Origin of the sequence: Microbacterium sp. LMX7-1.2 (assembly GCF_040675935.1) — a bacterium.
In the GTDB taxonomy this organism is placed as follows: Bacteria; Actinomycetota; Actinomycetes; order Actinomycetales; family Microbacteriaceae; genus Microbacterium.
On record NZ_JBEGIL010000001.1, the window covers coordinates 159573 to 184905 of the forward strand.

At 69.9% G+C, this 25333-nt stretch carries 23 protein-coding genes; all 23 read left to right on the forward strand.

What is annotated here, in order from left to right; all coding sequences use genetic code 11:
• Nucleotides 1–46: 46 nt before the first annotated feature.
• A complete protein-coding gene (aroC, locus tag MRBLMX7_RS00770) occupies nt 47–1276 on the forward strand; it encodes a chorismate synthase (protein ID WP_363365801.1) in 1230 nt (409 codons plus the stop codon).
• The gene (locus tag MRBLMX7_RS00775) at nt 1260–1778 is read left to right on the forward strand and encodes a shikimate kinase (RefSeq protein WP_363365802.1); all 519 of its coding nucleotides are present in this window, start codon (nt 1260–1262) and stop codon (nt 1776–1778) included. The genes aroC and MRBLMX7_RS00775 overlap by 17 nt, the downstream gene beginning before the upstream one ends.
• Nucleotides 1775–2863, forward strand: a complete 1089-nt coding sequence (gene aroB / locus MRBLMX7_RS00780; protein WP_050720935.1) for a 3-dehydroquinate synthase — start codon at nt 1775–1777, stop codon at nt 2861–2863. The genes MRBLMX7_RS00775 and aroB overlap by 4 nt, the downstream gene beginning before the upstream one ends.
• Entirely contained in the window at nt 2860–3297 is a 438-nt protein-coding gene (aroQ, locus tag MRBLMX7_RS00785; RefSeq protein ID WP_363365803.1) for a type II 3-dehydroquinate dehydratase, read from the forward strand. Before aroB ends, aroQ begins: the two co-directional genes overlap by 4 nt.
• A 73-nt stretch (nt 3298–3370) precedes the next feature.
• Entirely contained in the window at nt 3371–3931 is a 561-nt protein-coding gene (efp, locus tag MRBLMX7_RS00790; protein WP_050720937.1) for an elongation factor P, read from the forward strand.
• A 3-nt stretch (nt 3932–3934) separates the two neighbouring features.
• Nucleotides 3935–4345, forward strand: coding sequence for a transcription antitermination factor NusB (nusB, locus tag MRBLMX7_RS00795; protein ID WP_050720938.1), 411 nt, complete (start codon nt 3935–3937; stop codon nt 4343–4345).
• Nucleotides 4346–4403: 58 nt separating this feature from the next.
• The gene (locus MRBLMX7_RS00800; RefSeq protein WP_363365804.1) at nt 4404–7328 is read left to right on the forward strand and encodes a DEAD/DEAH box helicase; all 2925 of its coding nucleotides are present in this window, start codon (nt 4404–4406) and stop codon (nt 7326–7328) included.
• A 74-nt stretch (nt 7329–7402) separates the two neighbouring features.
• Nucleotides 7403–8980, forward strand: a complete 1578-nt coding sequence (locus MRBLMX7_RS00805; RefSeq protein WP_363365805.1) for a Rieske 2Fe-2S domain-containing protein — start codon at nt 7403–7405, stop codon at nt 8978–8980.
• 51 nt (nt 8981–9031) lie between these two features.
• Nucleotides 9032–9289: a hypothetical protein gene (locus tag MRBLMX7_RS00810; RefSeq protein WP_363365806.1), complete on the forward strand. Its 258-nt coding sequence runs from the start codon at nt 9032–9034 to the stop codon at nt 9287–9289.
• Nucleotides 9286–9666: a type II toxin-antitoxin system VapC family toxin gene (locus tag MRBLMX7_RS00815; protein ID WP_050720942.1), complete on the forward strand. Its 381-nt coding sequence runs from the start codon at nt 9286–9288 to the stop codon at nt 9664–9666. The genes MRBLMX7_RS00810 and MRBLMX7_RS00815 overlap by 4 nt, the downstream gene beginning before the upstream one ends.
• A gap of 69 nt (nt 9667–9735) precedes the next feature.
• Nucleotides 9736–10266 (forward strand): bifunctional pyr operon transcriptional regulator/uracil phosphoribosyltransferase PyrR, encoded by a 531-nt coding sequence (gene pyrR, locus MRBLMX7_RS00820; protein ID WP_050720943.1) that lies wholly within the window; start codon nt 9736–9738, stop codon nt 10264–10266.
• Nucleotides 10263–11228, forward strand: coding sequence for an aspartate carbamoyltransferase catalytic subunit (locus MRBLMX7_RS00825; protein ID WP_363365807.1), 966 nt, complete (start codon nt 10263–10265; stop codon nt 11226–11228). Before pyrR ends, MRBLMX7_RS00825 begins: the two co-directional genes overlap by 4 nt.
• Nucleotides 11225–12529: a dihydroorotase gene (locus tag MRBLMX7_RS00830; RefSeq protein WP_363365808.1), complete on the forward strand. Its 1305-nt coding sequence runs from the start codon at nt 11225–11227 to the stop codon at nt 12527–12529. Before MRBLMX7_RS00825 ends, MRBLMX7_RS00830 begins: the two co-directional genes overlap by 4 nt.
• Nucleotides 12526–13062: a hypothetical protein gene (locus MRBLMX7_RS00835; RefSeq protein ID WP_050720946.1), complete on the forward strand. Its 537-nt coding sequence runs from the start codon at nt 12526–12528 to the stop codon at nt 13060–13062. Before MRBLMX7_RS00830 ends, MRBLMX7_RS00835 begins: the two co-directional genes overlap by 4 nt.
• Nucleotides 13059–14204, forward strand: a complete 1146-nt coding sequence (gene carA, locus MRBLMX7_RS00840; RefSeq protein WP_363365809.1) for a glutamine-hydrolyzing carbamoyl-phosphate synthase small subunit — start codon at nt 13059–13061, stop codon at nt 14202–14204. The genes MRBLMX7_RS00835 and carA overlap by 4 nt, the downstream gene beginning before the upstream one ends.
• Nucleotides 14204–17491: a carbamoyl-phosphate synthase large subunit gene (gene carB, locus MRBLMX7_RS00845; RefSeq protein WP_363365810.1), complete on the forward strand. Its 3288-nt coding sequence runs from the start codon at nt 14204–14206 to the stop codon at nt 17489–17491. Before carA ends, carB begins: the two co-directional genes overlap by 1 nt.
• The gene (pyrF, locus tag MRBLMX7_RS00850) at nt 17488–18333 is read left to right on the forward strand and encodes an orotidine-5'-phosphate decarboxylase (protein WP_363365811.1); all 846 of its coding nucleotides are present in this window, start codon (nt 17488–17490) and stop codon (nt 18331–18333) included. Before carB ends, pyrF begins: the two co-directional genes overlap by 4 nt.
• Nucleotides 18326–19234 carry a guanylate kinase gene (gene gmk / locus MRBLMX7_RS00855; protein WP_363365812.1) on the forward strand — a complete coding sequence of 303 codons (909 nt, stop codon included), beginning with the start codon at nt 18326–18328 and terminating at the stop codon, nt 19232–19234. The genes pyrF and gmk overlap by 8 nt, the downstream gene beginning before the upstream one ends.
• Nucleotides 19235–19299: 65 nt before the next feature.
• Nucleotides 19300–19557 carry a DNA-directed RNA polymerase subunit omega gene (rpoZ, locus tag MRBLMX7_RS00860; RefSeq protein WP_045258544.1) on the forward strand — a complete coding sequence of 86 codons (258 nt, stop codon included), beginning with the start codon at nt 19300–19302 and terminating at the stop codon, nt 19555–19557.
• 92 nt (nt 19558–19649) lie between these two features.
• On the forward strand, nt 19650–20843 hold the full coding sequence (gene metK, locus MRBLMX7_RS00865; protein ID WP_363365813.1) for a methionine adenosyltransferase: 1194 nt from the start codon (nt 19650–19652) through the stop codon (nt 20841–20843).
• Between the two features lie 7 nt (nt 20844–20850).
• The gene (locus tag MRBLMX7_RS00870) at nt 20851–22809 is read left to right on the forward strand and encodes a primosomal protein N' (RefSeq protein ID WP_363365814.1); all 1959 of its coding nucleotides are present in this window, start codon (nt 20851–20853) and stop codon (nt 22807–22809) included.
• Nucleotides 22810–22862: 53 nt separating this feature from the next.
• Nucleotides 22863–23789 (forward strand): methionyl-tRNA formyltransferase, encoded by a 927-nt coding sequence (gene fmt, locus MRBLMX7_RS00875; protein ID WP_363365815.1) that lies wholly within the window; start codon nt 22863–22865, stop codon nt 23787–23789.
• A gap of 152 nt (nt 23790–23941) precedes the next feature.
• On the forward strand, nt 23942–25330 hold the full coding sequence (locus MRBLMX7_RS00880) for an RsmB/NOP family class I SAM-dependent RNA methyltransferase (protein ID WP_363365816.1): 1389 nt from the start codon (nt 23942–23944) through the stop codon (nt 25328–25330).
• Nucleotides 25331–25333 lie beyond the last annotated feature (3 nt).

The following is a 25333-nucleotide window of genomic DNA, read 5'->3' on the forward strand; positions in this document are numbered from 1 at the left end:
CGACACGCGGCACGAATCGGGGTGCGACGCGTGGGAGACTAGAGCAATGCTCCGCGTGCTCACGGCCGGCGAATCGCACGGCCCAGAACTCATTGCCGTCATGGAGGGCCTGCCCTCGGGCGTCCCGGTCTCGTCCGAGGCGATCCAGGCCGACCTCGCACGTCGCAAGCTCGGCTATGGCCGGGGGTCGCGCATGAAGTTCGAGCAGGACGAGCTGTCGATCTCCGGCGGGGTGCGACACGGGAAGACCCTCGGCAGCCCGATCGCGCTCCGCATCGGCAACACCGAGTGGCCCAAGTGGATCGAGGTCATGAACCCCGAACCCGTCGAGCTGACGGACAGGTCGCGCGGTCGCAGCGCCCCGCTCACGCGACCGCGCCCCGGCCATGCCGACCTCGTGGGCATGCAGAAATACGACTTCGACGAGGCGCGGCCCATCCTCGAGCGGGCGAGCGCGCGCGAGACCGCCGCGCGCGTCGCACTCGGCGCCGTCGCACGCTCCTTCCTGGGAGAGCTCGGCATCCGTCTCGTGAGCCACACGCTCTCGATCGGTCCCGTGCAGGTGCCGGAGGGTGCCGCGCTGCCGACGCCCGACGACGTCGACGCGCTGGACGCCGATCCGCTGCGCTGCTTCGACGCGGAGACCTCCGCGCGGATGGTCGCCGAGGTCGACGACGCCAAGAAGGACGGCGACACGCTCGGCGGCATCGTGGAGGTGCTCGCCTACGGTCTCCCGCCTGGGCTCGGTTCGCACGTGCACTGGGACCGCCGTCTGGACGCCCGCCTCGCGCAGGCGCTCATGAGCATCCAGGCGATCAAGGGAGTGGAGGTCGGAGACGGCTTCGAGACCACCCGCCGCCGCGGATCCGCCGCTCACGACGAGCTCTTCGCGACCGCCGATGGCATCACCCGCGGCTCCGACCGAGCAGGCGGCACCGAGGGCGGGATGTCCACGGGCACCGTGCTGCGCGTCCGCGCAGGTATGAAGCCCATCGCGACCGTGCCGCATGCGTTGCGCACGATCGACGTCGCGACCGGCGGCGACGCCACGGCGCACCACCAGCGCTCCGACGTGTGCGCCGTGCCCGCCGCCGGTGTGGTCGCCGAGGCCATGGTCGCGATCGAGCTCGCTCGGGCCGTGCTGGAGAAGTTCGGCGGTGACAGCGTGCGCGAGACGCGTCGCAACCTCGAGGGATACCTCGACGCGATCCCCGCCGAGCTGCGCACGACCCCGGCCTCCGAGGCTGCGCTCATCGCGCATGACGAGCGAGGCTGAACGGCTCACGCTGGTGCTGGTGGGCCCCATGGCCGCCGGCAAGACCAGTGTGGGACGTCGGGTGGCCCGCAGGCTGAAGGTGCCGTTCATCGACACGGACAAGCGCGTCGTCGCGGCGCACGGACCGATCCCGACGATCTTCGCCGAGTTCGGTGAGGCGCGGTTCCGAGAACTCGAGCGGGAGGCCGTCGCTGCGGCGCTGGGCGAAGGCGGAGTCGTCTCGCTCGGCGGCGGAGCCGTGACGGATGCGGGCACACGCGACCTCCTCCGAGAGCATCCGGTCGTCTTCCTGACGGTGACGCCCGAGGCGGTCGCCGAGAGGATCGCCGGCGGTGGACGTCCGCTGCTGGACGGAGAGGATCCGCTCGGCCGCTGGACGCGCATCCTGGAGGAGCGTCGCCGCTGGTACGAGGAGGTGGCGTCGACGACGTTCGACACCTCACGACGGCCGATGCATCGCATCGCCGAGGAGATCGCCGCATGGAGGAGAGAGCAGGCATGAGCACGACGACCATCAGCGTCACGGGGGAGACACCCTACGACATCACGATCGGGCGGGACATCCTCGATCGGGTGTCGGACGCGCTCGACGCCGGGGTGCGCAAGGTACTGGTGGTGCATCCGCCGACGCTCGCCGCGCGTGCCGCCGAGCTGCGCGACCGCCTGCTCGCCGATACCGCGAACGGGCCGCGCGAGGTGCTGCTCGCCGAGGTGCCGGATGCCGAGCAGGGCAAGCGCATCGAGGTGGCCGCCTTCTGCTGGCAGGTCATGGGGCAGGCCGACTTCACCCGCTCGGACGCCGTGATCGGCTATGGCGGCGGCGCCGTCACGGATCTCGCCGGGTTCGTCGCCGCGACGTGGCTCCGTGGCGTGCAGCTCGTGCAGGTGCCGACCACCGTCCTCGGGCTCGTCGACGCCTCGGTCGGCGGGAAGACCGGCATCAACACCGCCGAGGGCAAGAACCTCGTCGGTGCGTTCTGGGCGCCGAGGGCCGTCATCGGCGACCTCGACGAGCTGGGCAGCCTCAGCGCGAACGAGGCCACCGCGGGCTTCGCCGAGGTCGTGAAAGCGGGGTTCATCTGGGCGCCCGAGATCCTCGACATCGTCGAGTCCGACCCCGCGCGCGCTGTCGACACGACCACCCCGGAGTTCCGCCGTGCGATCGAGCTCGCGATCGACATGAAGGCCCGGGTCGTCTCGGACGACTTCCGTGAGGCCGGTCAGCGCGAGATCCTCAACTACGGCCACACGCTCGGGCATGCCATCGAGCACGCCGAGCGCTACCGCTGGCGTCACGGCGCGGCCATCTCGATCGGTATGGTCTACGCCGCAGAGCTCTCGCGCCTCGCCGGCCGGCTGTCCGACGCCTCGGCCGAACGGCACCGGACGATCCTGCAGTCCCTCGGGCTGCCGACCACGTACCGGGCCGGCGCCTGGCGGACGCTGCTCGCGACGATGCAGCGCGACAAGAAGACCAGGGGAGGGATGCTGCGGTTCATCCTCCTCGACGAGATCGGCAAGCCGACAGTGCTCCAGGCTCCCGACGAGTCGCTGCTGTTCGCCGCGTATCAGGAGGTGGGGGAGTGACCCGCCGCATCCTCCTCGTGAACGGGCCCAACCTCAACCTGCTGGGCACCCGCGAGCCCGAGGTCTACGGCACGGCCACGCTCGCCGACGTCGTGGCCCTCACGGTCGCGACCGCGCGGGACGAGGGGTACGACGTCCGTGCGATCCAGAGCAACCACGAGGGCGTCCTGATCGACGCGATCCACGACGCGCGCGCGGACTGCGTCGGCATCGTGATCAACCCGGGCGGCCTGACGCACACGTCCGTGGCGCTGCGCGATGCGCTCACCGGGGTCTCCCTGCCGTTCGCGGAGGTGCACATCTCGGACGTGTACGCCCGCGAGGAGTTCCGTCACCACTCGTATCTCCACGACGTCGCTGCGGTGCGCGTGATCGGCGAGGGCGTCGAGGGTTACGCGACCGCCGTGCGACAGCTCGTCGCGCTCATCCCGTAGAATCGACTGTCGGCCCGCCCCGCCATCCGGCAGCGAGCGGCCCCCACGGACTCACGAAACGGAACTCCCGCACATGGCATCTACCGCAGACATCAAGAACGGCGTCGTCCTCAGCATCGATGGACAGCTCTGGAGCGTCATCGAGTTCCAGCACGTGAAGCCGGGCAAGGGCGGGGCGTTCGTGCGCACCAAGCTCAAGAACGTCGTGTCAGGCAAGGTCGTCGACCGCACGTACAACGCGGGCGCGAAGATCGAGATCGAGAACGTCGACCGCCGCGACTACACCTACCTGTACACGGACGGCGACGGCTACGTGTTCATGGACCAGACCGACTTCGACCAGATCACGGTCGGCGCAGCCACCGTCGGCGACGCCAAGAACTTCCTGCTCGAGAACCAGCAGGTCACCATCGCGCTCAACAACGGCAACCCGCTCTACCTCGACCTGCCCGCGTCGGTGATCCTCGAGATCACGTACACCGAGCCCGGGCTCCAGGGAGATCGCTCGTCCGCCGGCACCAAGCCCGCGACGCTGGAGACCGGGTATGAGATCCAGGTCCCGCTCTTCGTCGAGGCCGGCACCAAGGTCAAGGTCGACACCCGCACGGGTGACTACCTCGGTCGCGAGAAGTAAGGCGTGAGCGCCCGGACGAAGGCGCGCAAGCGCGCACTCGACATCCTCTTCTCCGCGGACGTGCGAGGCGACGAGCTCGCCGTGACGCTCGCAGCGGAGGCGACGCGTGCGGCCAGCGAGCCGGCGCGCGAGGCCTCCTGGCTGTACGCCCGCGAGGTCGTCGACGGCATCCTCGACCATCGCGACGAGATCGACGAGCAGATCACCACGCACAGCCGCGACTGGCGTCTCGAGCGCATGCCCGCGGTCGACAGGGCGCTGCTGCGCATCGGCGTGTGGGAGATCCTGTACAACGACCAGGTGCCGACCGCGGTCGCGATCGACGAGGCCGTGGAACTCGCCAAGGAGTTCTCGACGGACGACTCCGGCGCCTTCGTGCACGGCGTGCTCGCGCGGGTGGCGCGCGCCGCCTGAGCGCGACCGCACGGATGCCGACGGCGTCGATGTCGGCGGCTCACGGGACGATGGCGGGATGAACGACTGGCGCTCCCTGCTGCCGACCCCCGAGGGCGGAAGGCGCGCCCCTCTGGCACTGGGTGTCGAACTGCGGCTCCGCGATTCCCGGGGCTCATGGTCCGCGAGGCCGCAGCGCGCGGCCACGCCGCGTGACGTCGCGAAGCGCGAGGGGGAGGTGCTCCTGGGGGTGCGCCCCCTGGTGCGCAGTGAGGCGACCGGCGCCTGGATCCAGGGCGGTGCCTCGTGGGACCTGGTGCGGCGTCAGGGCACGCAGTTCGCCGCCGCGGCATCCCGCTGGTTCGCCGATCTCCTGAACATCTCACGCGACTCTCTGCTCTCCGGCGCCTCCGGCGACTGGTTGATCCTCGATCACGTGGAGTCGGCGCTCCTCTGGCCGCACCTGCGCGCCGCCGCCGCTCTCGGCATCCCGCTCGTGTCGACGCAGAAGCAGGTGAGGGTGACGCTCGTCGACTCCGTGGAGCTGTCCGCGGAGATCCGGCGGGAGGACTCGGGTGCTCTGCGCATGCACGCCGCGGGGGTGCTGGACGGCACGACCGTGACCGCCGAGGACATCCACCCGATCGGGGGCACCGGGGTCTACACCGCGGCCGCCGTCGGTCGAGGGATGGACGTGCTCCTGGGCGAGTCGCCGCTGGATCCTGCCGTGCGGGCGCTGCTCACGGCACGCTCCGGGGTCGAGGTCGACGCCGGCGAGGAGAGGGCCTTCCTGCGGGACGCGTATCCGCTGCTCGCACGCCGTATCGCGGTGCGCGCGCACGGCGCGGTGCGGCTGCCCGTGCTTCCCCGTCCGACCCCGGTGATCACGGTGGCGTTCCAGTCCGGCGACGTCGTGCGATGGACGTTCGAGTGGGACTACGCCGGGTTCGGACGGCATCCCTTCTCCTGGACGGGCGATGCGGTGCGCGACGTGCACGCCGAGGATGACGCGCGCGGGGGACTCGTCGACGTCTGGACCCGCGCGACGGGACGGGAGTTCGCACCGCAGGGTTCCCTGCACGACGTCGAGGCTGCGGAGTTCGTGTCCGCGGCGGTCCCCGCACTCGAGGCCGAGGGCGTGGAGGTCGTCGTCACCGGACGTCGAAAGGCTTATCACGAGTTGTCCGGTGAGCCGGAGGTCACGATCTCGACGGTCGAGACCACCGACGCCGACTGGTTCGACCTCGGTGTACTCGTGCGGATCGATGGACGTTCGATCCCCTTCGAACCCCTGTTCACGGCTCTGAGCAGGGGCCGCAAGAAGCTCCTGCTCGCGGACGGAGGCTACTTCTCCCTCGCGCACCCCGCGCTCGCGCGACTCCGCGACTTGATCGATGAGGCGGGTGGACTCGACGAGTGGGAGACAGGCCCCAGGATCAACCGTCATCAGGTCGATCTCTGGGAGGAGTTCGAGGACCTGGCCGACGAAGCACTGCCCGCCGTCATCTGGCGGGCGACCGTCGAGGGCCTGCGCGATTCCTCCGGCGTTCCGCCGACGCCGGTGCCGCGCGGCCTCAAGGCCACCCTTCGTCCGTACCAGAAGTCCGGCTTCGACTGGCTCGCCTTCCTGTGGCGGCATCGACTGGGCGGCATCCTGGCCGACGACATGGGTCTCGGCAAGACGCTGCAACTGCTCGCGCTCATGCAGCACGCGCGGGAGCACGGCGAGACCCGGCCCTTCCTCGTCGTCGCGCCGACCTCGGTCACGGGCACGTGGCGCGCGGAGGCCGCGCGCCACGCACCCGATCTGCGCGTGGTGGTCGCCGGCTCCACGATCGCGGGCGGTGCCGGATCTCTCGTGACGGCCGCAGCGGGCGCCGATGTCGTCGTGACGTCCTACGCGGTCGCGCGGCTCGACGAGGACGCGTTCGCACGCGTGTCCTGGGCGGCCCTGGTGCTCGACGAGGCGCAGTTCGTGAAGAACCCCGCGACGCGGGTGCATCGTGCCGTCGCATCCTTCGACGCCGAAGTGACCATCGCCGTCACGGGCACCCCGATGGAGAACAGCCTCAGCGAGCTCTGGGCGCTTCTCTCGCTCACGGCCCCGGGGCTGTTCGCCTCGGCACGGGCGTTCCGCGAGCACTACCTCCAGCCCATCGAGCAGGGCAAGGTTGCGGAGAACGCCGAGGGCGGCGACTACCGACGCCGTCGTCTCGCCCAGCTGCGGCGGCGGATCCGTCCGCTCGTCCTGCGGCGCACGAAGGACCATGTCGCCGCCGATCTCCCACCGAAGCAGGAGCAGCTGCTCGAGGTCGAGCTGAGCTCCGCACACCGCTCCCTGTACGACGTGGTGCTGCAGCGCGAGCGCCAGAAGGTCCTGGGGCTGATCGACGACCTCGATCGGAACCGCTTCATCGTGTTCCGCTCGCTCACGCTGCTGCGCATGCTGAGCCTCGCCCCCGCGCTGATCGACGAGGGCGATGCGACGATCGGCTCCCGCAAGCTGGACGTGCTGCTCGAACGCGTGGAGGAGCTGCAGGCGGAGGGTCACCGTGCACTGGTGTTCAGCCAGTTCACGTCTTTCCTCGATCTCGCGCAGGAGCGCCTCGCGGCGGCGGGCATCCCGTTCGCGAGACTCGACGGATCGACCAGACGGCGGCAGGAGGTCGTCGACGGATTCACCGCGGGGGAGCAGCCCGTGTTCCTCATCAGCCTCAAGGCGGGGGGTTTCGGACTCACGCTCACCGAGGCGGACTACGTCTTCCTCCTCGATCCCTGGTGGAACCCTGCCGCGGAGGCCCAGGCGATCGATCGCACACATCGCATCGGGCAGACGGAACAGGTGTTCGTGTATCGGATGGTCGCGACGGGCACGATCGAGGAGAAGGTGCTCGACCTGCAGCGCCGAAAGGCGCGACTGTTCTCAGCGGTGATGGACGACGACGACCTGTTCGCGCAGTCGCTCACCGCCGACGACATCCGGGGCCTGTTCGACGCCCGATGATTTCTCCCGGCCGGTCTCCGGGGCCGTACAGGAGGGCCTCGGTAGAATCGAACGGTTCACTTCAGGAGGAATGCATGCGGATCACGGGACTCGGCCACGCCGGGATGTTCATCGAGACGGTCGGCGGGAACATCATCTGCGACCCCGTCCTCGGACCCTCGTTCTTCGGATCCTGGTTCCCGTTCCCCGACAACCGCGCTCTCGACTGGGAGCGTTTCGGGCGTGAGGCCGACTTCCTCTACATCTCGCACCGCCACCGCGATCACTTCGACCCGAAGCTGCTCGAACGCTACATCCGCAACGACATCGAGGTGCTGCTGCCGGAGTACCCGATCGACGATCTCGAGCAGGACATCCGTGCGCTCGGCTACACCAACATCACCTACGCGCCGGCGGGGGAGATCATCGAGCGCGGCGATCTCAAGATCATGATCACGCCGCTGCGGGCCCCGAGCGACGGCCCCATCGGCGACTCCTCGCTCAGCGTCGACGACGGCACGGGGTCGGTCCTGAACCAGAACGACTCGCATCCTCTCGACCTCGAGAAGCTGCTGCACTTCGGACGCCCGGACGCGTACTTCACGCAGGTGTCGGGAGCGATCTGGTGGCCCATGGTCTACGACCTGCCTCTCGACGCCAAGCAGAACTTCGCGCAGCTCAAGCGCGATGCGCAGAACAAGCGCGCGATGTACTACATCGAGAAGGTCGACGCGCCGCACGTGTTCCCCATGGCGGGGCCGCCCATGTTCCTCCGCGATGAGCTCTTCGACTTCAACGGGCTCGGTCGCAACGGCGAGTCGATCTTCACGGACCAGAAGCAGTTCCTCGCGCACATGCACGAGAAGGCTCCTCAGTACGACGGTCGGCTGTTCGTGCCCGGCACGGTCGTCACGGTCGCCGACGGCGCGGTCACCACCGAGCAGACGCTGTACACCGACGCGGAGCTGTCCCACATCTTCGATGAGAAGTGGGACTACCTGGAGGAGCAGCGATCCACGCGCCAGCAGGAGATCCGCGACGAGGAGGCCTCCCGTGCGGAGGTTCTGTCCGCGCAGGAGATCCTCGAGGAGCTCAAAGCCTGGTGGGAGCCGTTGCTCAAGAAGTCCCGTACGATCCGACTCGGCGTGGGCGGCAACGTGCGCTTCAAGATCGGCGACCTGGACATGGTGGTCGACTTCCCGCGGGCGAAGGTCCGCGAGTACGCGGGCGAGGACTGCATCTACTGGTACACGATCCCCGCGGACCTCGTCTCGACGAACATCCGCGACCACGAGATCGACTGGTCGAACTCGATCTTCCTGTCGATGCAGTTCTCCGTCGGTCGCAGCGGCAAGTTCAACGAGTTCCTCACGACGTTCCTCAAGTGCCTGTCGGTCGACCGCATCGAGTACGTCGAGAACTGGTACCAGGAGCAGACCGACCAGACCGAGGATGCCGAGATCGGCGACTGGGTCGTGCAGCGACGCTGCCCGCACCTTCGCGCGGACCTCACCAAGACCGGCAAGGTCGACGAGGACGGCATCCTGACGTGCAGCATGCACGACTGGAAGTGGGACCTGAAGACCGGTCGCTGCCTGTCGACGACCGGTCACCCGATCCGTTCGACGAAGATCGACGAGGTCACGGACGCGGTGCTCAGCGAGGCGAGCTGAGGCATTCCGAGATCCCAGTACCACCACGACGTTCGGTGGTACTCTCGGCTCATGCCCACGACACTCCCGAGGATCCAGGTCACGCAGACCACGAAACTCCGCGACGCTCTCGAACTCGCCGAGGCGGAATGGCCCGGGCTGCCCAAGTCCGAGCTCGTCGGGCGGCTGGCGATCCTCGGCGCGGAATCGCTCACATCCCAGCGGTCAGCGAGGCGAGCGGCGAGGCGGGCGGCGCTCGAAGCGACTCGCGGCACGATCGCGTACCCGGCCGGCTACCTCGACGAGCTCCGCAAGGACTGGCCGGAATGATCGTTCTGGACGCCGGGGTGCTGATCGCGCACCTATCCGTGGACGATCCCCATCAAGACGCCGCGTTCGACATCCTCGATACGGAGGACGACCTGCTCGTGCATCCGCTGACGATCGCGGAGGCCCTGGTCCATCCCGCGCGCGTCGGCACTGAGGTCGCGGACCTTGCTCGTATCGAGACGCTCGGTCTGCTCCGTCGCGAGGAGGACGTCGACGAGCCGGTGCGGATCGCACGTCTGCGCGCAGTCTCCTCGCTGAAAATCCCCGACTGCGCGGTGCTGGTGACGGCGGAATCGTTCCGCGCCACGCTCGCGACGTTCGACCACCGGCTCGCCGAGGTCGCGCGCGGGCGGGGCCTCCCCGTCGTCGGAGCCTGAGCACTCCGATAGAGTAGATCCGCAAGCAACCTTTAACACCGTCCTGTGAGGCGGAGAAGGGAGCGGCTGATGAGTGCACGCACCGTCCTGCACGAAGCCGATATCTCGCGGGCTCTGACCCGCATCGCGCATGAGATCCTCGAGTCCAATCGAGGAGCCGAGAACCTCGTTCTCCTGGGCATCCCGACCCGCGGCGTCGCACTCGCCCAGCGCCTCGCTCACCTGATCGGCGAGATCTCGCAGACGCCCGTTCCCGTAGGGGCGCTCGACGTCACGCTCTTCCGCGACGACCTGGCGAAGCATCCGACCCGGTCGCCCCAGCCCACGGACATCCCCGCCGGAGGGATCGACGGACGCACGGTGGTGCTCGTCGACGACGTGCTCTTCTCAGGGCGCAGCATCCGGGCGGCACTGGATGCGCTGCAGTCGATCGGACGTCCCGCGGTCGTGCGTCTGGCCATCCTCGTCGACCGGGGGCACCGCGAACTCCCGATCCGCCCGGACTTCGTCGGCAAGAACATCCCGTCGTCACGGCAGGAGCGGGTAAACGTGCGTCTGCGCGAGAACGACGACGCCGAGGAGGTGACGATCGAAGCATGAGGCACCTGCTCGACACCCGCGCCCTCGACCGCGACACCGCCCTGCGGATCCTGGACGTCGCCGAGGACATGTCCGACACGCAGTCGCGTGAGATCAAGAAGCTCCCGACGCTGCGCGGCAAGACCGTGGTGAACCTCTTCTTCGAGGACTCCACGCGCACCCGGATCTCCTTCGAGGCCGCAGCCAAGCGGCTCTCCGCCGACGTCATCAACTTCGCGGCCAAGGGCTCCAGCGTGTCGAAGGGCGAAAGCCTGAAGGACACCGCGCAGACGCTGCAGGCGATGGGAGCGGATGCCGTCGTCATCCGGCATCCCGCCTCCGGCGCCCCACAGACGCTCGCGACGAGCGGCTGGATCTCTGCCGGCGTCGTCAACGCGGGCGATGGGACCCATGAGCACCCGACGCAAGCTCTGCTCGACGCCTTCACGATCCGCAAACGCCGCTTCGGAGCGGAGAGCCGGGGTCGCGACCTCGCCGGTGTGCGGGTCGTGATCGTCGGCGACGTGCTGCATTCCCGGGTCGCGCGGTCGAACGTGTGGCTGCTGTCCACGCTCGGCGCCGAGGTCACGCTCGTGGCCCCGCCGACCCTCGTGCCGCAGAACGTGTCGCTCTGGCCCGCGCGGGTGGTCTACGACCTCGATCAGGCACTGGCCGAAGAACCGGACGCGGTCATGATGCTACGAATCCAGCTCGAACGCATGAACGCCGCGTATTTCCCGACTGAGCGGGAGTATTCCCGGCGCTGGGGCCTCGACGCACGGCGTGCGGCAGCGCTTCGGGGCGATAGCATTGTGATGCACCCCGGACCCATGAACCGCGGGCTGGAGATCAGCTCGGAGGCGGCGGATTCGCCGCGCTCCACCGTGCTGGAACAGGTCACGAACGGAGTGTCGGTGCGGATGGCCGTGCTGTATCTGCTGCTGGCAGGCGAACGAGACGACGAACGAGGGGGAGACCTGTGAGCGAGACCCTCGTCATCACCGGCGCACAGCTTCTCGGCACCGAGGGTGCCGACATCATCGTGGCGGACGGCCGCATCGTCGAGATCGGCAGCGGTCTGAGCCGCTCCGGTGCGCGCGTGATCGACGCCGACGGCCTCGTGGCCCTCCCCGGTCTGGTCGACCTGCACACGCACCTGCGCGAGCCCGGGTATGAGGCATCCGAGACGATCCTCACCGGCACGCGTGCTGCGGCAGCCGGTGGGTTCACCGCGGTCTTCGCGATGCCGAACACCTCGCCCGTGGCCGATACGGCAGGCGTCGTCGAGCAGGAGTTGGCGCTCGGCGAGGCCGCCGGCTACGCGACCGTGCAGCCGATCGGTGCCGTCACCGTGGGCCAGAAGGGCGAGCGGCTCGCCGAGCTCGGCGCCATGGCCACCTCGCGAGCCCAGGTGCGCGTGTTCAGCGACGACGGCTTCTGCGTGTTCGATCCGCTCATCATGCGCCGCGCACTGGAGTACGTGAAGTCCTTCGACGGCGTGATCGCGCAGCACGCGCAGGATCCGCGCCTGACCGAGGGCGCGCAGATGAACGAGGGCACGGTGTCTGCCGAGCTGGGCCTCGCCGGATGGCCCGCCGTCGCCGAGGAGTCGATCATCGCGCGCGACGTCCTGCTCGCCGAGCACGTCGGATCGCGCCTGCACGTGTGCCATCTCTCGACGGCCGGCTCCGTCGACATCATCCGCTGGGCCAAGAAGCGCGGCATCGCGGTGACGGCTGAAGTCACTCCGCACCATCTGCTGCTGACCGACGAGCTCGTGCGCGGCTATGACGCCCGTTACAAGGTCAATCCGCCGCTGCGGCGCGAGGAGGACGTCCTCGCGGTCCGTGAGGGGTTGGCCGACGGGACCATCGACATCGTCGCGACCGACCACGCCCCGCACCCGAGCGAGCACAAGACGTGCGAGTGGCAGGCGGCGGCGAACGGCATGGTCGGGCTGGAATCCGCGCTGCGCGTGGTGCACCAGTCCATGGTGCAGACCGGGCTGATCGGGTGGAGCGATGTCGCGCGCGTGCTGAGCGCCGCCCCGGCGCGGATCGGCCGCCTTTCCGGACACGGCACGCCCCTCGAGGTCGGAGCGCCGGCGCAGATCGCGTTGTACGACGCATCCGTCGCGGGAGTGTTCACCGCCGCCGACCTGCATGGACGCAGCGCGAACTCGCCCTACCTCGGTCGAGACCTGCCCGGCCGGGTCGAGTACACGATCCACGGCGGCACGGTGACGGTCGACGGCGGTGCCGTGGTCGAGGAGCTGCGCGCATGATCCCCAGGGATGTCGCGATCGCGGTCATGATCGCGCTGGCGGTGCTGGTGCTCCTGGCGATGGTGTTCGCCTGGCGTCGACGTCTCCGACGCGACGCGGGGCTCGCGGCCCCGCTCGGCGTACCCGAGCATGCCGAGGTGATCGACCGGCACGAGGTGCTCTACGTCTCGACGACGAAGCACGACCAGCCGCTCGAACGCCTCACCATGTCGCCGCTCGCGTATCGTGCCCGCGGCGAGGTCGCGGTGACGGACCGCGGACTGGCGCTCTGCCTCGACGGCGCGCCGACCGTGTTCCTCGCCTCGTCCCGCCTCACCGGCGTCGACCGCGCGACGGTCACGATCGACCGCGTCGTCGAACCGGGCGGTCTCGTCCGGGTGGCGTGGAGCGCCGACGACGACACCGTGGTCGACTCCTACCTCCGTCTCACCGACGGCGACCCGAAGAACTTCATCTCTGCACTGCAGCAGCTCGTCCCCGCCTCCGGCGCCGCGGACGACTCGGCTGCCCCCGACACAGGAGCACAGTCATGACCTCCCTCCCCGAACCCGCCGTCCTGGTCCTCGAGGACGGCACCCGCCACTCCGGCCGCGCCTACGGCGCGCTGGGCACGACGCTCGGCGAGGTCGTGTTCGCCACCGGCATGTCCGGCTACCAGGAGACGCTCACCGACCCCTCGTACGCGGGACAGATCGTCCTCCAGACCGCACCGCACATCGGCAACACGGGCATGAACGACGAGGACACCGAGTCGCGACGCATCTGGGTGGCCGGCTACATCGTGCGCGACCCCTCCCGGGTCGTCTCGAACTGGCGTGCGAACGCCTCGCTCGACGAGATCCTCGTGCAGGACGGCATCGTCGGCATCAGCGGCATCGACACGCGTGCCATCACGCGCCACATCCGTTCCGCCGGTTCCATGCGCGGCGGGATCTTCTCGGGCGAGGCGGCCGGTCTCGATGCCGAGGAGCAGCTCCGGATCGTCCGCGAGGCGCCGGAGATGGCCGGGCAGAACCTGTCGGCCCAGGTCTCGGTGGACGTCGCGATCGTGACGGATGCCGTGGGGGAGAAGATCGGCAACCTGGCGGTCCTCGATCTCGGCGTGAAGCAGGCGACGATCGACAACCTCGCGGCCCGCGGCTTCGAGGTGCACGTCCTGCCGCAGTCCTCGACCTTCGCCGACATCATGGCGATCGATCCGGTCGCGGTGTTCTACTCGAACGGCCCCGGCGACCCCTCGGCCTCCGACGGTCAGGTCGCGGTGCTGCGCGAGGTGCTCGACGCCAAGCTGCCCTACTTCGGCATCTGCTTCGGCAACCAGCTGTTCGGGCGGGCCCTCGGCCTCAGCACGTACAAGCTGACGTTCGGCCACCGCGGCATCAACCAGCCGGTCCTCGACAAGTCCACCGGCAAGGTCGAGATCACGGCGCACAATCACGGGTTCGCCGTGGATGCGCCGCTCGACGGCTCGTTCGACAGCCCGCACGGCTACGGCGCGGTCGAGGTCAGCCACGTCGGTCTCAACGACAACGTCGTGGAGGGACTCCGCGCCCTCGACCTCCCCGCGTTCTCGGTGCAGTACCACCCCGAGGCGGCGGCCGGTCCGCACGACGCCAACTATCTCTTCGACCGGTTCCGCGACATGGTCATCGCGAGCAAGAAGGACGCACAGTAATGCCCAAGCGCGACGACATCAATTCCGTCCTCGTCATCGGCTCCGGCCCGATCGTCATCGGTCAGGCCTGCGAGTTCGACTACTCCGGCACCCAGGCGTGCCGTGTCCTCCGCGAGGAGGGCGTGCGGGTGATCCTCGTGAACTCCAACCCCGCGACGATCATGACCGACCCCGACTTCGCCGACGCGACGTACATCGAGCCGATCACCCCCGAGGTGATCGAGACGATCATCGCGAAGGAGAAGCCCGACGCGATCCTGCCGACCCTCGGCGGGCAGACCGCGCTGAACGCGGCCATGGCGCTCGACGAGCGCGGCATCCTCGCCAAGTACGGCGTCGAGCTCATCGGCGCCAAGGTCGACGCGATCAAGAAGGGCGAGGACCGCCAGGTCTTCAAGGAGCTCGTGCTCGAGGCCGGCGCCGACGTCGCCAAGAGCGTGATCGCGCATACCATGGACGACCTGCTCGCCGGTGCCGAGAAGCTCGGCTACCCGCTCGTCGTGCGTCCCTCGTTCACGATGGGCGGCCTGGGCTCGGGCTTCGCCTACGACGAGGAGGACCTCCGCCGCATCGGCGGCGCCGGCCTGCGCGACTCGCCGACGACCGAGGTGCTCCTGGAGGAGTCGATCCTCGGCTGGAAGGAGTACGAGCTCGAGCTCATGCGCGACACGGCCGACAACACGGTCGTCGTCTGCTCGATCGAGAACGTCGACCCGGTCGGCGTGCACACCGGCGACTCGATCACCGTCGCGCCAGCGCTGACGCTCACGGACCGCGAGTACCAGAAGATGCGCGACATCGGCATCGACATCATCCGCGCCGTGGGCGTCGACACGGGTGGCTGCAACATCCAGTTCGCGGTCGACCCGACCAACGGGCGCATCATCGTGATCGAGATGAACCCGCGCGTCTCGCGCTCGAGCGCCCTCGCGTCCAAGGCGACGGGCTTCCCGATCGCGAAGCTCGCGGCGAAGCTCGCACTGGGCTACCGCCTGGACGAGATCCCCAACGACATCACAGGGGTGACCCCCGCCAGCTTCGAGCCCACGCTCGACTACGTGGTCGTCAAGGTGCCCCGTTTCGCGTTCGAGAAGTTCCCTGCCGCCGACGCCACCCTCACCACGACCATGAAGTCCGTGGGTGAGGCGATGGCGATCGGGCGCAATTACGCCACCGCCCTGCAGAAGGCGCTGCGCTCGCTCGAGAAGCGCGGCTCCAGCTTCCACTGGGGTCCCGAGGTGCGCTCGGTCGAGGAGCTGCTCGAGATCGCGCGGATCCCCACCGACGGTCGGATCGTGACGCTGCAGCAGGCGCTGCGCAAGGGCGCGACTGTCGAGCAGGCCTTCGAGTCCACCGCCATGGACCCCTGGTTCCTCGACCAGATCGTGCTGATCAACGAGGTCGCCGAGATCGTGCGCACGGCCCCGGAGCTGGATGCGGCGACGCTGCGCTACGCCAAGGAGCACGGCTTCTCCGACGCGCAGCTCGCGCAGCTGCGCGGGGAGAGCGAGGAGGAGATCCGCGGCGTGCGCCACGGGCTCGGCATCCGCCCCGTGTACAAGACGGTCGACACGTGCGCCGGCGAGTTCCCGGCGCTCACGCCGTACCACTACTCGAGCTACGACTTCGAGACCGAGGTCGCACCGTCCGAGCGCACGAAGGTCGTCATCATCGGTTCCGGCCCGAACCGCATCGGCCAGGGCGTCGAGTTCGACTACTCCTGCGTGCACGCCTCCTTCGCGCTGTCCGACGCCGGCTTCGAGACCGTGATGGTCAACTGCAACCCGGAGACCGTGTCGACCGACTACGACACCTCGGACCGTCTGTACTTCGAGCCGCTCACGCTCGAGGACGTCCTGGAGGTGCTGGACGCGGAAGCCGCGAGCGGCACGATCCTCGGAGTCGTCTGCCAGCTCGGCGGCCAGACGCCGCTCGGCCTCGCGAAGGGCATCGAGGCGGCGGGCTACACCGTGCTCGGCACGAGCCCCGCGGCGATCGACATCGCCGAGGAGCGCGAACTCTTCTCGCAGCTGCTCGACACGGCGGGGCTGCTCGCTCCGCGTCACGGCACGGCCGTCGACGTCGAGGGCGCGGTGGCCGTGGCGGAGGAGATCGGCTACCCCGTGCTCGTTCGTCCGAGCTTCGTGCTCGGCGGCCGGGGCATGGAGATCGTGTACGGCACCGAGGCGCTTCGCGACTACTTCGTGCGCACGGCGGGAGAGGTCGTGATCGAGGAGGGCAAGCCCCTGCTGGTCGACCGCTTCCTCGACGACGCGATCGAGCTCGACGTGGACGCTCTGTACGACGGGACCGATCTCTTCATCGGCGGCGTCATGGAGCACCTCGAGGAGGCCGGCATCCACTCCGGCGACTCCAGCTGCACGCTGCCGCCCGTCTCGCTGGGGCGCACCGACATCGACCGCGTGCGCGAGGCGACTCTCGCGATCGCCGAGGGCGTGGGCGTCCGCGGCCTCCTGAACGTGCAGTTCGCGATCAGCGCCGGCGTGCTCTACGTGATCGAGGCCAACCCGCGCGCAAGCCGCACGGTGCCGTTCGTCTCCAAGGCCCTCGGGATCCCGATGGCCAAGGCGGCGAGCCGCGTGATGGCGGGCGCGACGATCGCCGAGCTCCGTGCCGAGGGCATGCTGCCCCAGCAGGACGGCTCACGCGTGCCGCTCGATGCGCCCGTCTCGGTCAAGGAGGCCGTGCTCCCGTTCAAGCGGTTCCGCACCGCCGACGGCAAGACGGTGGACTCGGTCCTCGGCCCGGAGATGCGCTCGACCGGCGAGGTCATGGGCATCGACCGCGACTTCCCGACCGCGTTCGCGAAGAGCCAGGCCGCGGCCTACGGCGGGATGCCGACGTCGGGCACCGTGTTCATCTCCGTCGCCGACTCCGACAAGCGTGCGGTGATCCTGCCCGCGCACCGGTTGCAGCAACTGGGCTTCACGATCGTCGCGACGGAGGGCACCGCCGAGATCCTCTCGCGCAACGGCATCGCGGTCACGGTCGTCGAGAAGTACAGCGACACGCAGGAGTCGGGCGCGACGAACATCGTCGACCTCATCAACGACGGCGAGATCGACATCGTCGTGAACACCCCCTCGGGCGGTGCGGCCCGCGCCGACGGCTACGAGATCCGCGCGGCGGCCGTGGCCGCCGACAAGGCCCTCTTCACGACCATGGCCGTGCTCGGAGCGGCCGTGAGCGGCATGGACGCGGCCCACGAGGGGTTCCAGGTGAAGAGCCTCCAGGAGTACGCCCTCGACCGGAAGGCCGCGGTGTGACGACCTCCTTCGGCGAGCGGGTCCGTGGCGTCCTCGACGCGCACGGCCCGCTGTGCGTGGGCATCGACCCGCATGCGTCCCTCCTGGACGCCTGGGGGCTCGGGCAGGATGCCGCCGGAGTCCGTGAGTTCGGGCTGCGCACCGTCGAAGCGGCCGCCGGACGAGCCGGGATCGTGAAGCCGCAGGTGTCGTTCTTCGAACGGTTCGGATCGGCCGGGTTCGCCGCGCTCGAAGACGTGCTCGCCGCCGCCCGCGATGCCGGACTGCTCGTGATCGCCGACGCCAAGCGCGGCGACATCGGCACGACGATGGACGCGTATGCGGCCGCCTGGCTCACACCCGGTTCGCCGCTCGAAGCCGACGCGCTCACGGTCAACCCGTTCCTCGGCGTCGGTGCGCTGGACGGCACGTTCGCCCTGGCGCACGAGCACGGCAAGGGCGTGTTCGTGCTGGCCGCGACGAGCAATCCCGAGGCGCTGTCGCTGCAGCGTGCGGAGTCGGCCACCGGCCGCTCGGTCTCGGCCGACATCGTGTCGGTCGTCTCGGCGCGCAACGCCGAGCACGTCGCCGCGGGGGAGTGGGGCGGCATCGGGTTCGTGGTCGGGGCGACCGTCGACTGGACGGATGCGGGACTCGCGGCGTTCGCACCGCCCGCGCCGATCCTCGCGCCGGGGTTCGGAGCCCAGGGAGCGACGCCCGCTGATCTGCACCGTCGCTTCGGCTCGATGAGTCGCACCGTGATAGCGAGCGAGAGCCGCAGCATCCTCGCCTCAGGCCCTGCAGGGCTCGAGGCCGCCATCGACGCGCGCGTCGCCGACTACAGGGAGGGCCACCGTGGCTGAAGCACGCCCGGTTCCGGAGGTCGATCGCGCGGCTGCAGCGCGCAAAGCCGTGGAACGTCGACGCGCCCGTGCCTCGCTCAAGCGCGATCTCACGATGCGCGTCATCACGCCGCAGACGGTGGTCGCGCGAGCGGCCGCCGACCCCGACTCGGTCGAGGGCTCGATGCGGATCACCGATTTCCTCCTCGCACTCCCGGCGATCGGCGCGGGCAAGCGCGACCGCATCCTCGAGGAGCTGAGCATCTCGCCCGTCAAACGCCTCGGCGGCCTCGGCGTACGTCAGCGCGTCGCGCTCTCGGCGTGGCTCGACGACCGCTTCCCAGTGCTCGAGCCGCGCGGCGCCCGCAGCCGACTGCTCGTCCTGGCGGGCCCCACCGCGGTGGGCAAGGGCACCGTCGCCGCCTACATCCGCGAGCACAACCCCGAGATCCACCTCTCCGTGTCCGCGACCACCCGCGCTCCGCGCCCCGGCGAGATCGACGGCGTGCACTACTACTTCGTGGACGACGCGGAGTTCGACCGCCTGATCGCTGCGGACGAGCTTCTCGAGTACGCGGTCGTGCACAACAGGTCCCGATACGGCACGCCGCGGGCGCCGATCGACGCCGCACTGGCCGAGGGGAAGACCGTCCTCCTCGAGATCGACCTGCAAGGCGCGCGTCAGGTGCGACGCGCCGAGCCGAGCGCGACGCTGATCTTCCTGCTGCCGCCGACATGGGACGAACTCGTCCAGCGACTGGTCGGCCGGGGTACGGAGGAGGCCGAGGAACGGGCCAGGCGACTGCGCACCGCGAAGGTCGAGCTGGCCGCCCAGAACGAGTTCGATCACCTCGTCGTGAACGAGGACGTCGCCGCTGCGGCCGCGGAGGTCGTAGAATTGTCCTCAGGCTCTGCGCGCTGAGTCCTCTCGCGCGCCCGTAGCACCGTCTTCGCGACGATCCCGTCGCCTGATCAGGAGGTCCCACCATGGCCGGACACCACAACAAGGGAATCATCGATCCCCCCATCGACAACCTGCTCGACCGCGTGGACTCCAAGTACGAGCTCGTCATCTACGCGGCGAAGCGCGCGCGTCAGATCAACGACTACTACTCGGACCTGCACGAGGGCAACCTCTTCGACAACGTGGGCCCGCTGGTCGACTCCTCCGTCGAGGACAAGCCGCTGACCATCGCCCTGCACGAGATCAACGAGGACAAGCTCCGCCTGCGTCACGCCGAGTGACGTCCCGTGACCGCGTCGCCCGCTGATGTCGGCGGCGCGGTCCACAATGGGGTCCAGCCCCGTCACCCGTCCGATCCCGTCCTGGAGCCCCGATGAGCGCCCTGCGTCTGTTCACGTCCGAGTCCGTCACCGAAGGGCACCCGGACAAGATCTGCGACCAGATCTCGGACAGCATCCTCGACGGCCTCATCGCGAAGGATCCGGGGTCCCGCGTCGCCGTCGAGACGCTCGTGACGACGGGCCTCGTGCACGTCGCGGGGGAGATCCGGACGGACGCGTACGTCGACATCCCGACGATCGTCCGTCAGGTCGTCAACGGCATCGGATACACGTCGAGCGACACCGGCTTCGACGGCGACTCGTGCGGAGTCAGCGTCTCGGTGGGGGAGCAGTCCTCGGACATCGCGCATGGCGTCGACAACGCGCAGGAGCACCGGGACGGGTCGTCGATCGATCCGCTCGACGGCCTCGGCGCGGGGGATCAGGGCATCATGTTCGGTTTCGCGACGAACGAGACGCCGCAGCTCATGCCCATGGCCGCGTGGACCGCGCACCGCATCGCTGAGCGCCTCACCGAGGTGCGTCGTTCCGGTGCGTTGCCGTTCCTCCGTCCGGACGGCAAGACCCAGGTCACTCTCGGCTACGACGGGTTCACGCCGAAGACCGTCGACGCCGTGGTGCTGTCGACGCAGCACAACCCGGACATCTCCCAGGAGGAGATCCAGGCGCAGGTGCGCGAGCACGTGATCGACCCCGTGCTCGCCACGACCGGTCTCGATCTCGCTGACGTCACGTACTACATCAACCCCGCAGGTCCCTTCGTGACGGGTGGCCCCAAGGGAGACGCCGGACTCACCGGACGCAAGATCATCATCGACACGTATGGCGGCGCGGCTCGTCACGGCGGTGGTGCCTTCAGCGGGAAGGACCCGTCCAAGGTGGACCGCTCCGGCGCCTACGCGACGCGTTGGGTCGCCAAGAACGCCGTGGCCGCCGGGCTCGCCGACCGCCTCGAGGTTCAGGTCGCCTATGCGATCGGCGTCGCACGTCCGGTCGGCCTGTACGTCGAGACCTTCGGCACCGGCAAGGTCTCCGACGAGGTGATCACGAAGGCGATCCTCGACGTGTTCGACCTCCGGCCCCAGGCGATCATCGACCACCTCGACCTGCTGCGTCCGATCTACGCGCAGACAGCCGCGTACGGTCACTTCGGCCGCGAGCTCCCCGAGTTCACCTGGGAGCGGACCGACCGCGCAGAGGAACTGCGGCGGGCTGCCGGTCTCTGAGTCGCGCATGGTGACGCAGAGCCGACGCATCGCGCGCGTGCTCCTCGATTCGCCGCTCCCGCAACTGGACCGGCTGTTCGACTACGCGCTGCCCGAAGAGATCGTCGACGTCGCGCCGGGCGCGCGCGTGCGGGTTCCGCTGCGCACGGCAGGGCGCGTCGTGGACGGGTTCATCGTCGAGCTCGACACCGAGAGCGACGCCGATCGCGCGCTGTCCGAGGTCGACACCGTCGTGTCGCCCGTGCCCGTGCTGCCCGAGCGGCTGTACCGATTCGCGCGCAGGGTCGCCGACAGGGCGGCGGGGTCGGCATCCGACATCCTGCGTCTCGTCATCCCCAAGCGCCAGGTGCGCGTCGAGAAGGCGTGGAACTCTGACACGCCGGCGGCCTCTCCATCGGAGGATGCTCGCGAGCGCGCGGCGGATCTGGTGTCGCTGTACGACGGACTCGCCGAGGTACTCGACGCCGGTGGTCGCGCAGCGGTCGAGGCGATCCCCGCAGCGCATGAGGGCGCGCCGGGATGGGCGGCGCTGCTCGCCGCCTCGGCGTCGCGGATGCTCTCGGCGGGGCGGTCCAGCATCCTCGTCGTGCCCGATCATCGTGATCTCGATCGGTTGCTGTCGGCGCTCGCACCGGTCCTGCCTCTGGAGTCGATCGTGCGCCACGACTCGCGTCAGACGAACCCGGATCGCTATAGGGCATTTCTCCGCACGCTCGAAGACTCGCCGTGCGTGGTCGTCGGCAACCGATCCGCGGTGTACGCACCGGTGCGCGCCGGTCTGGTCGCGATCTGGGACGACGGCGACACGCTGCTGGGGGAGCCGCTCGCGCCCTACGTGCACGCTCGCGACGCGGCGCTGCTGCGTCAGGAGCAGGAAGGCTCAGCGCTCCTGTTCGCGGGCCACACGCGCACCACCGACGTCGAGAGGCTCGTGGCGCGCGGCTGGCTGGAGGATGTCAGAGCCGCCCGCCGCGTCCTGCCGCGGGTCGTGCTCAGCACACCGCAGGAGATGGAGCAGCCCACCGCGCAGCGGATGCCGTCGTCGGCGTTCCTCGCGACCAGGACCGCCGCCGCGGAGGGACCCGTGCTCGTGCAGGTCTCGCGCCCGGGTTTCGCGCCGTCTCTCGTGTGCGCCGAATGCCGTGCGCCGGCGCGGTGTGCGCACTGCGGCGGCCCGCTCGGGGCGACGCACCGCGGCGCGGTGCCGGTGTGCGGGTGGTGCGGGCGCGGCGCCCGTGCGTGGGCATGCCCGCATTGCTCGTCGACGCAGCTCCGCCTGGCGTCCTCGGGGAGCGAGCGGACCGCGGATGAGCTCGGCAAGGCGTTCCCCGGGATCCGCGTGATCGTCGCCGACTCAGCGCACCCGGTCGAGCGCGTCGCCGACAAGCCGGCGCTCGTCATCGCGACGAGGGGCGCCGAACCCCTCGCGGACGGCGGATACCGCGCGGTCGTGCTGCTCGACGGACCGCGGATGCTGCAGGCACCCGACCTCCGGATCGGCGAAGCGTGTCTGCGCTGGTGGTCGAACGCCGCGGCCCTCGCCGCCCCGGGCGCGCCCGTGCACCTCGTGGGTGTTGACGGCGCTGTCGCCCGCGCCCTCGCGACCTGGACTCAACCCGCCTATGCGCGCGCAGAGCTGGCGGAGCGTGATCCGCTGCACATGCCACCGGCGGCGCGCGTGGCGCTCGTCGAGGGCTCCGCCGCGGCAGTCGGGCGTGCTCTCGCGTCTCTCCACGAGCTCGCCCTGCCCCCCGACGCCGTGCTCGGACCGGTGCCACTCGAGTCGGACGACGTGCCTCCCCGGGTCCGCGCCCTCGTCCGCTTCGACTACGGCGCGGGCGCCCGCGTGTCGTCCACGCTGCGCGCGGCTGTCGTCTCCGAGGCCATGAGCGCGCGCCGGGGCAAGGGACGCTCGACACGGAGCACTCTCACGGTCCACCTCGATATCCTCGATCCAGAGCTCTGACCGGCCTCCGCCGATCGGTTCCGTTCGCCCCTGCATCCCTCCGGAGCACCTTCATGCGTCTCGTCTTCGCCGGCACACCCGCCGTCGCCGTTCCCACTCTCCGCCGCCTCGCCTCCGAGCATGACATCGCGGCGGTCGTCACGCGTCCGGACGCGCCTCAGGGGCGCAAGCGCGTGCTGACCCCGTCACCGGTCGCTCAGGCCGCGCACGAGCTCGGTCTGCCGGTGATCCCGGCAGCGCGACTCGACGAGGCGGCGACCGCGCGCATCTCCTTGCTCGAACCCGAGCTGGGCGTGATCGTCGCGTACGGAGGTCTCGTGCGCGAACCCCTGCTGTCCATCCCGAAGGCCGGGTGGATCAACCTGCACTTCTCCCTGCTGCCTCGATGGCGGGGTGCGGCCCCGGTGCAGCGCGCTCTCATGGCCGGCGACGACAGGATCGGAGCGAGCGTGTTCCAGCTCGTCCTCGCGCTGGATGCGGGCGAGGTCTTCGGGATGCGCGAGGTCGCGGTCCCGGGCGATGCGACGGCGGCTACCGTGCTCGAGATCCTCGCCGCGGACGGAGCGGACCTCACCTCCGAGGTCGTCGCAGGCATCGCAGCGGGCACCGCTCGGGCGGTCCCGCAGGTGGGCGAGGTCACGCTCGCCCCGAAGCTCACCTGGGAGGACGGCGCTCTCGACTGGACGGCTCCGCGCGCAGAGGTCTTCGCCCGGTACCGGGGTGTTACACCGGAGCCGGGCGCGCACACCACCGTCGTCGGGCAGCGGCTCAAGATCCTCGAAGCGAACGTCGACGCCGAGATGGCCGACGCCGCGCTCGCTCCCGGAGAGATCGCCGCGACGAAGCATGCCCTCCTCATCGGGACCGCGGACGCGCCGCTCGCCGTCACACGCTTGCAGCCCGCAGGCAAGGGGGCGATGCGCGCGGTCGACTGGTGGCGCGGTCTGCACGGCGGCGACGGGACGAGGTTCGGATCATGAGTGAACGCGACCGGATCCGTGGCGGAGCGGAGAACCGACGTCCTCGATCCGACTCCCGACCGGCCCGGCGGGGTTCCGGACGATCGGATGACGACCGGAACGGCGGCGCGCGGAACAGGGGTCAGCGCGCCGCGCGGAGCCCGCAGCGCGGAGTGCAGCCTGCACGCCGCGTCGCGTACGACGTGCTGCGTGCGGTGTCCGACTCCGACGCGTACGCCAACCTCATCCTTCCGACGGCGATCGCCGAGGCGGGCCTGACTCCGAAGGACGCGGCGCTCGCGACCGAACTCGCCTACGGGACCCTGCGACGTCGGGGGACGTACGACGCGGTGATCGCGGCCGCCGCCGACCGCTCCGCGGAGGACATCGATCCTGCGGTGCTCGACGCCCTGCGTCTCGCCGCGCACCAGCTCCTCGCGACGCGGGTGGCATCCCATGCGGCGGTGAACGAGTCCGTGAACCTCATCGCCGCGGCCCAGGGGCGCGGAGCGGCGGGCTTCGCGAACGCCGTGCTGCGTCGGATCGCGCGGGAGACGCCCGGACAGTGGGAGGAGCGCATCGAGTCGACGGCGCGGTCGGACGACGAACGCCTCGCCCTGCGTACCGCGCACCCGGTCTGGGTCATCCGGGCCCTGCGTCGTGCCCTTGCGGCGGAGGGCCGCGGCGAGGAGCTCGACGATCTCCTCGCCGCCGACAACATCTCGCCCGAGGTCACCTTGGTCGCGCTGCCCGGGCTCGCCGCCACGGGCGAGCCCCGACGTCCCTTCGCGCCGACCGCCTACGGCTCGCCCGGTGGCGATCCGCACCGCGTCGTGGCCGCCTCCGGTGGCACGGTCCGTGTGCAGGATGAGGGATCGCAGTTGGTCGCCCTCGCTCTCGCGGCCGCGTCACCGATCCGGGCGGGGGAGCGGTGGCTCGATCTCTGCGCCGGACCCGGGGGCAAGACGGCGCTGCTGGGGGCTGTCGCGCACCAGCACGATGTGCACCTCGAGGCGAACGAGGTCGTGCCGACCAGAGCACGTCTGGTGCGCAAGGCCCTGCGTGCGGTCCCCGGCGACATCGTCGTGCACGAGGCGGACGGGCGTGTCCTCGCCGCTGAGCATCCGGCGGAGTTCGACCGCATCCTCGTCGACGCGCCGTGCACAGGCCTCGGCGCGCTTCGTCGCCGTCCCGAGGCACGCTGGCGCAAGACCCCGGCGGACGTCGCCAATCTCGTGCCGCTCCAGGTCGAGCTCCTGTCCGCCGCTATCGGTGCCCTCGCGCCCGGGGGGATCGTGGCCTACGTGACGTGCTCGCCGCATCTTGCAGAGACGACGGGCGTGGTGCAGGAGGTCCTTCGCACCCACGATGACATCACGGAGCTCGACGCTCGCGCCGTCCTCGCCGGTGTCGCGGAATCGCCGATCGATCTCGCCTCCGACGGCTCAGGACGCGTCCAGCTGTGGCCCCACCGGCACGGCACCGACGCGATGTTCCTCGCGCTCCTCCAGCGGCGCGACGCCGCTGCGGACCGCACGACCACGGAAGATCAAGGAGACTAGTGC

Bases quoted from the DNA above. Each gene is read 5' to 3' on its own strand.
- aroC (WP_363365801.1), top strand. From the start codon at position 47: ATGCTCCGCGTGCTCACGGCCGGCGAATCGCACGGCCCAGAACTCATT.
- MRBLMX7_RS00775 (WP_363365802.1), top strand. From the start codon at position 1,260: ATGACGAGCGAGGCTGAACGGCTCACGCTGGTGCTGGTGGGCCCCATG.
- aroB (WP_050720935.1), top strand. From the start codon at position 1,775: ATGAGCACGACGACCATCAGCGTCACGGGGGAGACACCCTACGACATC.
- efp (WP_050720937.1), top strand. From the start codon at position 3,371: ATGGCATCTACCGCAGACATCAAGAACGGCGTCGTCCTCAGCATCGAT.
- MRBLMX7_RS00800 (WP_363365804.1), top strand. From the start codon at position 4,404: ATGAACGACTGGCGCTCCCTGCTGCCGACCCCCGAGGGCGGAAGGCGC.
- MRBLMX7_RS00805 (WP_363365805.1), top strand. From the start codon at position 7,403: ATGCGGATCACGGGACTCGGCCACGCCGGGATGTTCATCGAGACGGTC.
- MRBLMX7_RS00810 (WP_363365806.1), top strand. From the start codon at position 9,032: ATGCCCACGACACTCCCGAGGATCCAGGTCACGCAGACCACGAAACTC.
- MRBLMX7_RS00815 (WP_050720942.1), top strand. From the start codon at position 9,286: ATGATCGTTCTGGACGCCGGGGTGCTGATCGCGCACCTATCCGTGGAC.
- pyrR (WP_050720943.1), top strand. From the start codon at position 9,736: ATGAGTGCACGCACCGTCCTGCACGAAGCCGATATCTCGCGGGCTCTG.
- MRBLMX7_RS00825 (WP_363365807.1), top strand. From the start codon at position 10,263: ATGAGGCACCTGCTCGACACCCGCGCCCTCGACCGCGACACCGCCCTG.
- MRBLMX7_RS00835 (WP_050720946.1), top strand. From the start codon at position 12,526: ATGATCCCCAGGGATGTCGCGATCGCGGTCATGATCGCGCTGGCGGTG.
- carA (WP_363365809.1), top strand. From the start codon at position 13,059: ATGACCTCCCTCCCCGAACCCGCCGTCCTGGTCCTCGAGGACGGCACC.
- carB (WP_363365810.1), top strand. From the start codon at position 14,204: ATGCCCAAGCGCGACGACATCAATTCCGTCCTCGTCATCGGCTCCGGC.
- rpoZ (WP_045258544.1), top strand. From the start codon at position 19,300: ATGGCCGGACACCACAACAAGGGAATCATCGATCCCCCCATCGACAAC.
- metK (WP_363365813.1), top strand. From the start codon at position 19,650: ATGAGCGCCCTGCGTCTGTTCACGTCCGAGTCCGTCACCGAAGGGCAC.
- MRBLMX7_RS00870 (WP_363365814.1), top strand. From the start codon at position 20,851: ATGGTGACGCAGAGCCGACGCATCGCGCGCGTGCTCCTCGATTCGCCG.
- fmt (WP_363365815.1), top strand. From the start codon at position 22,863: ATGCGTCTCGTCTTCGCCGGCACACCCGCCGTCGCCGTTCCCACTCTC.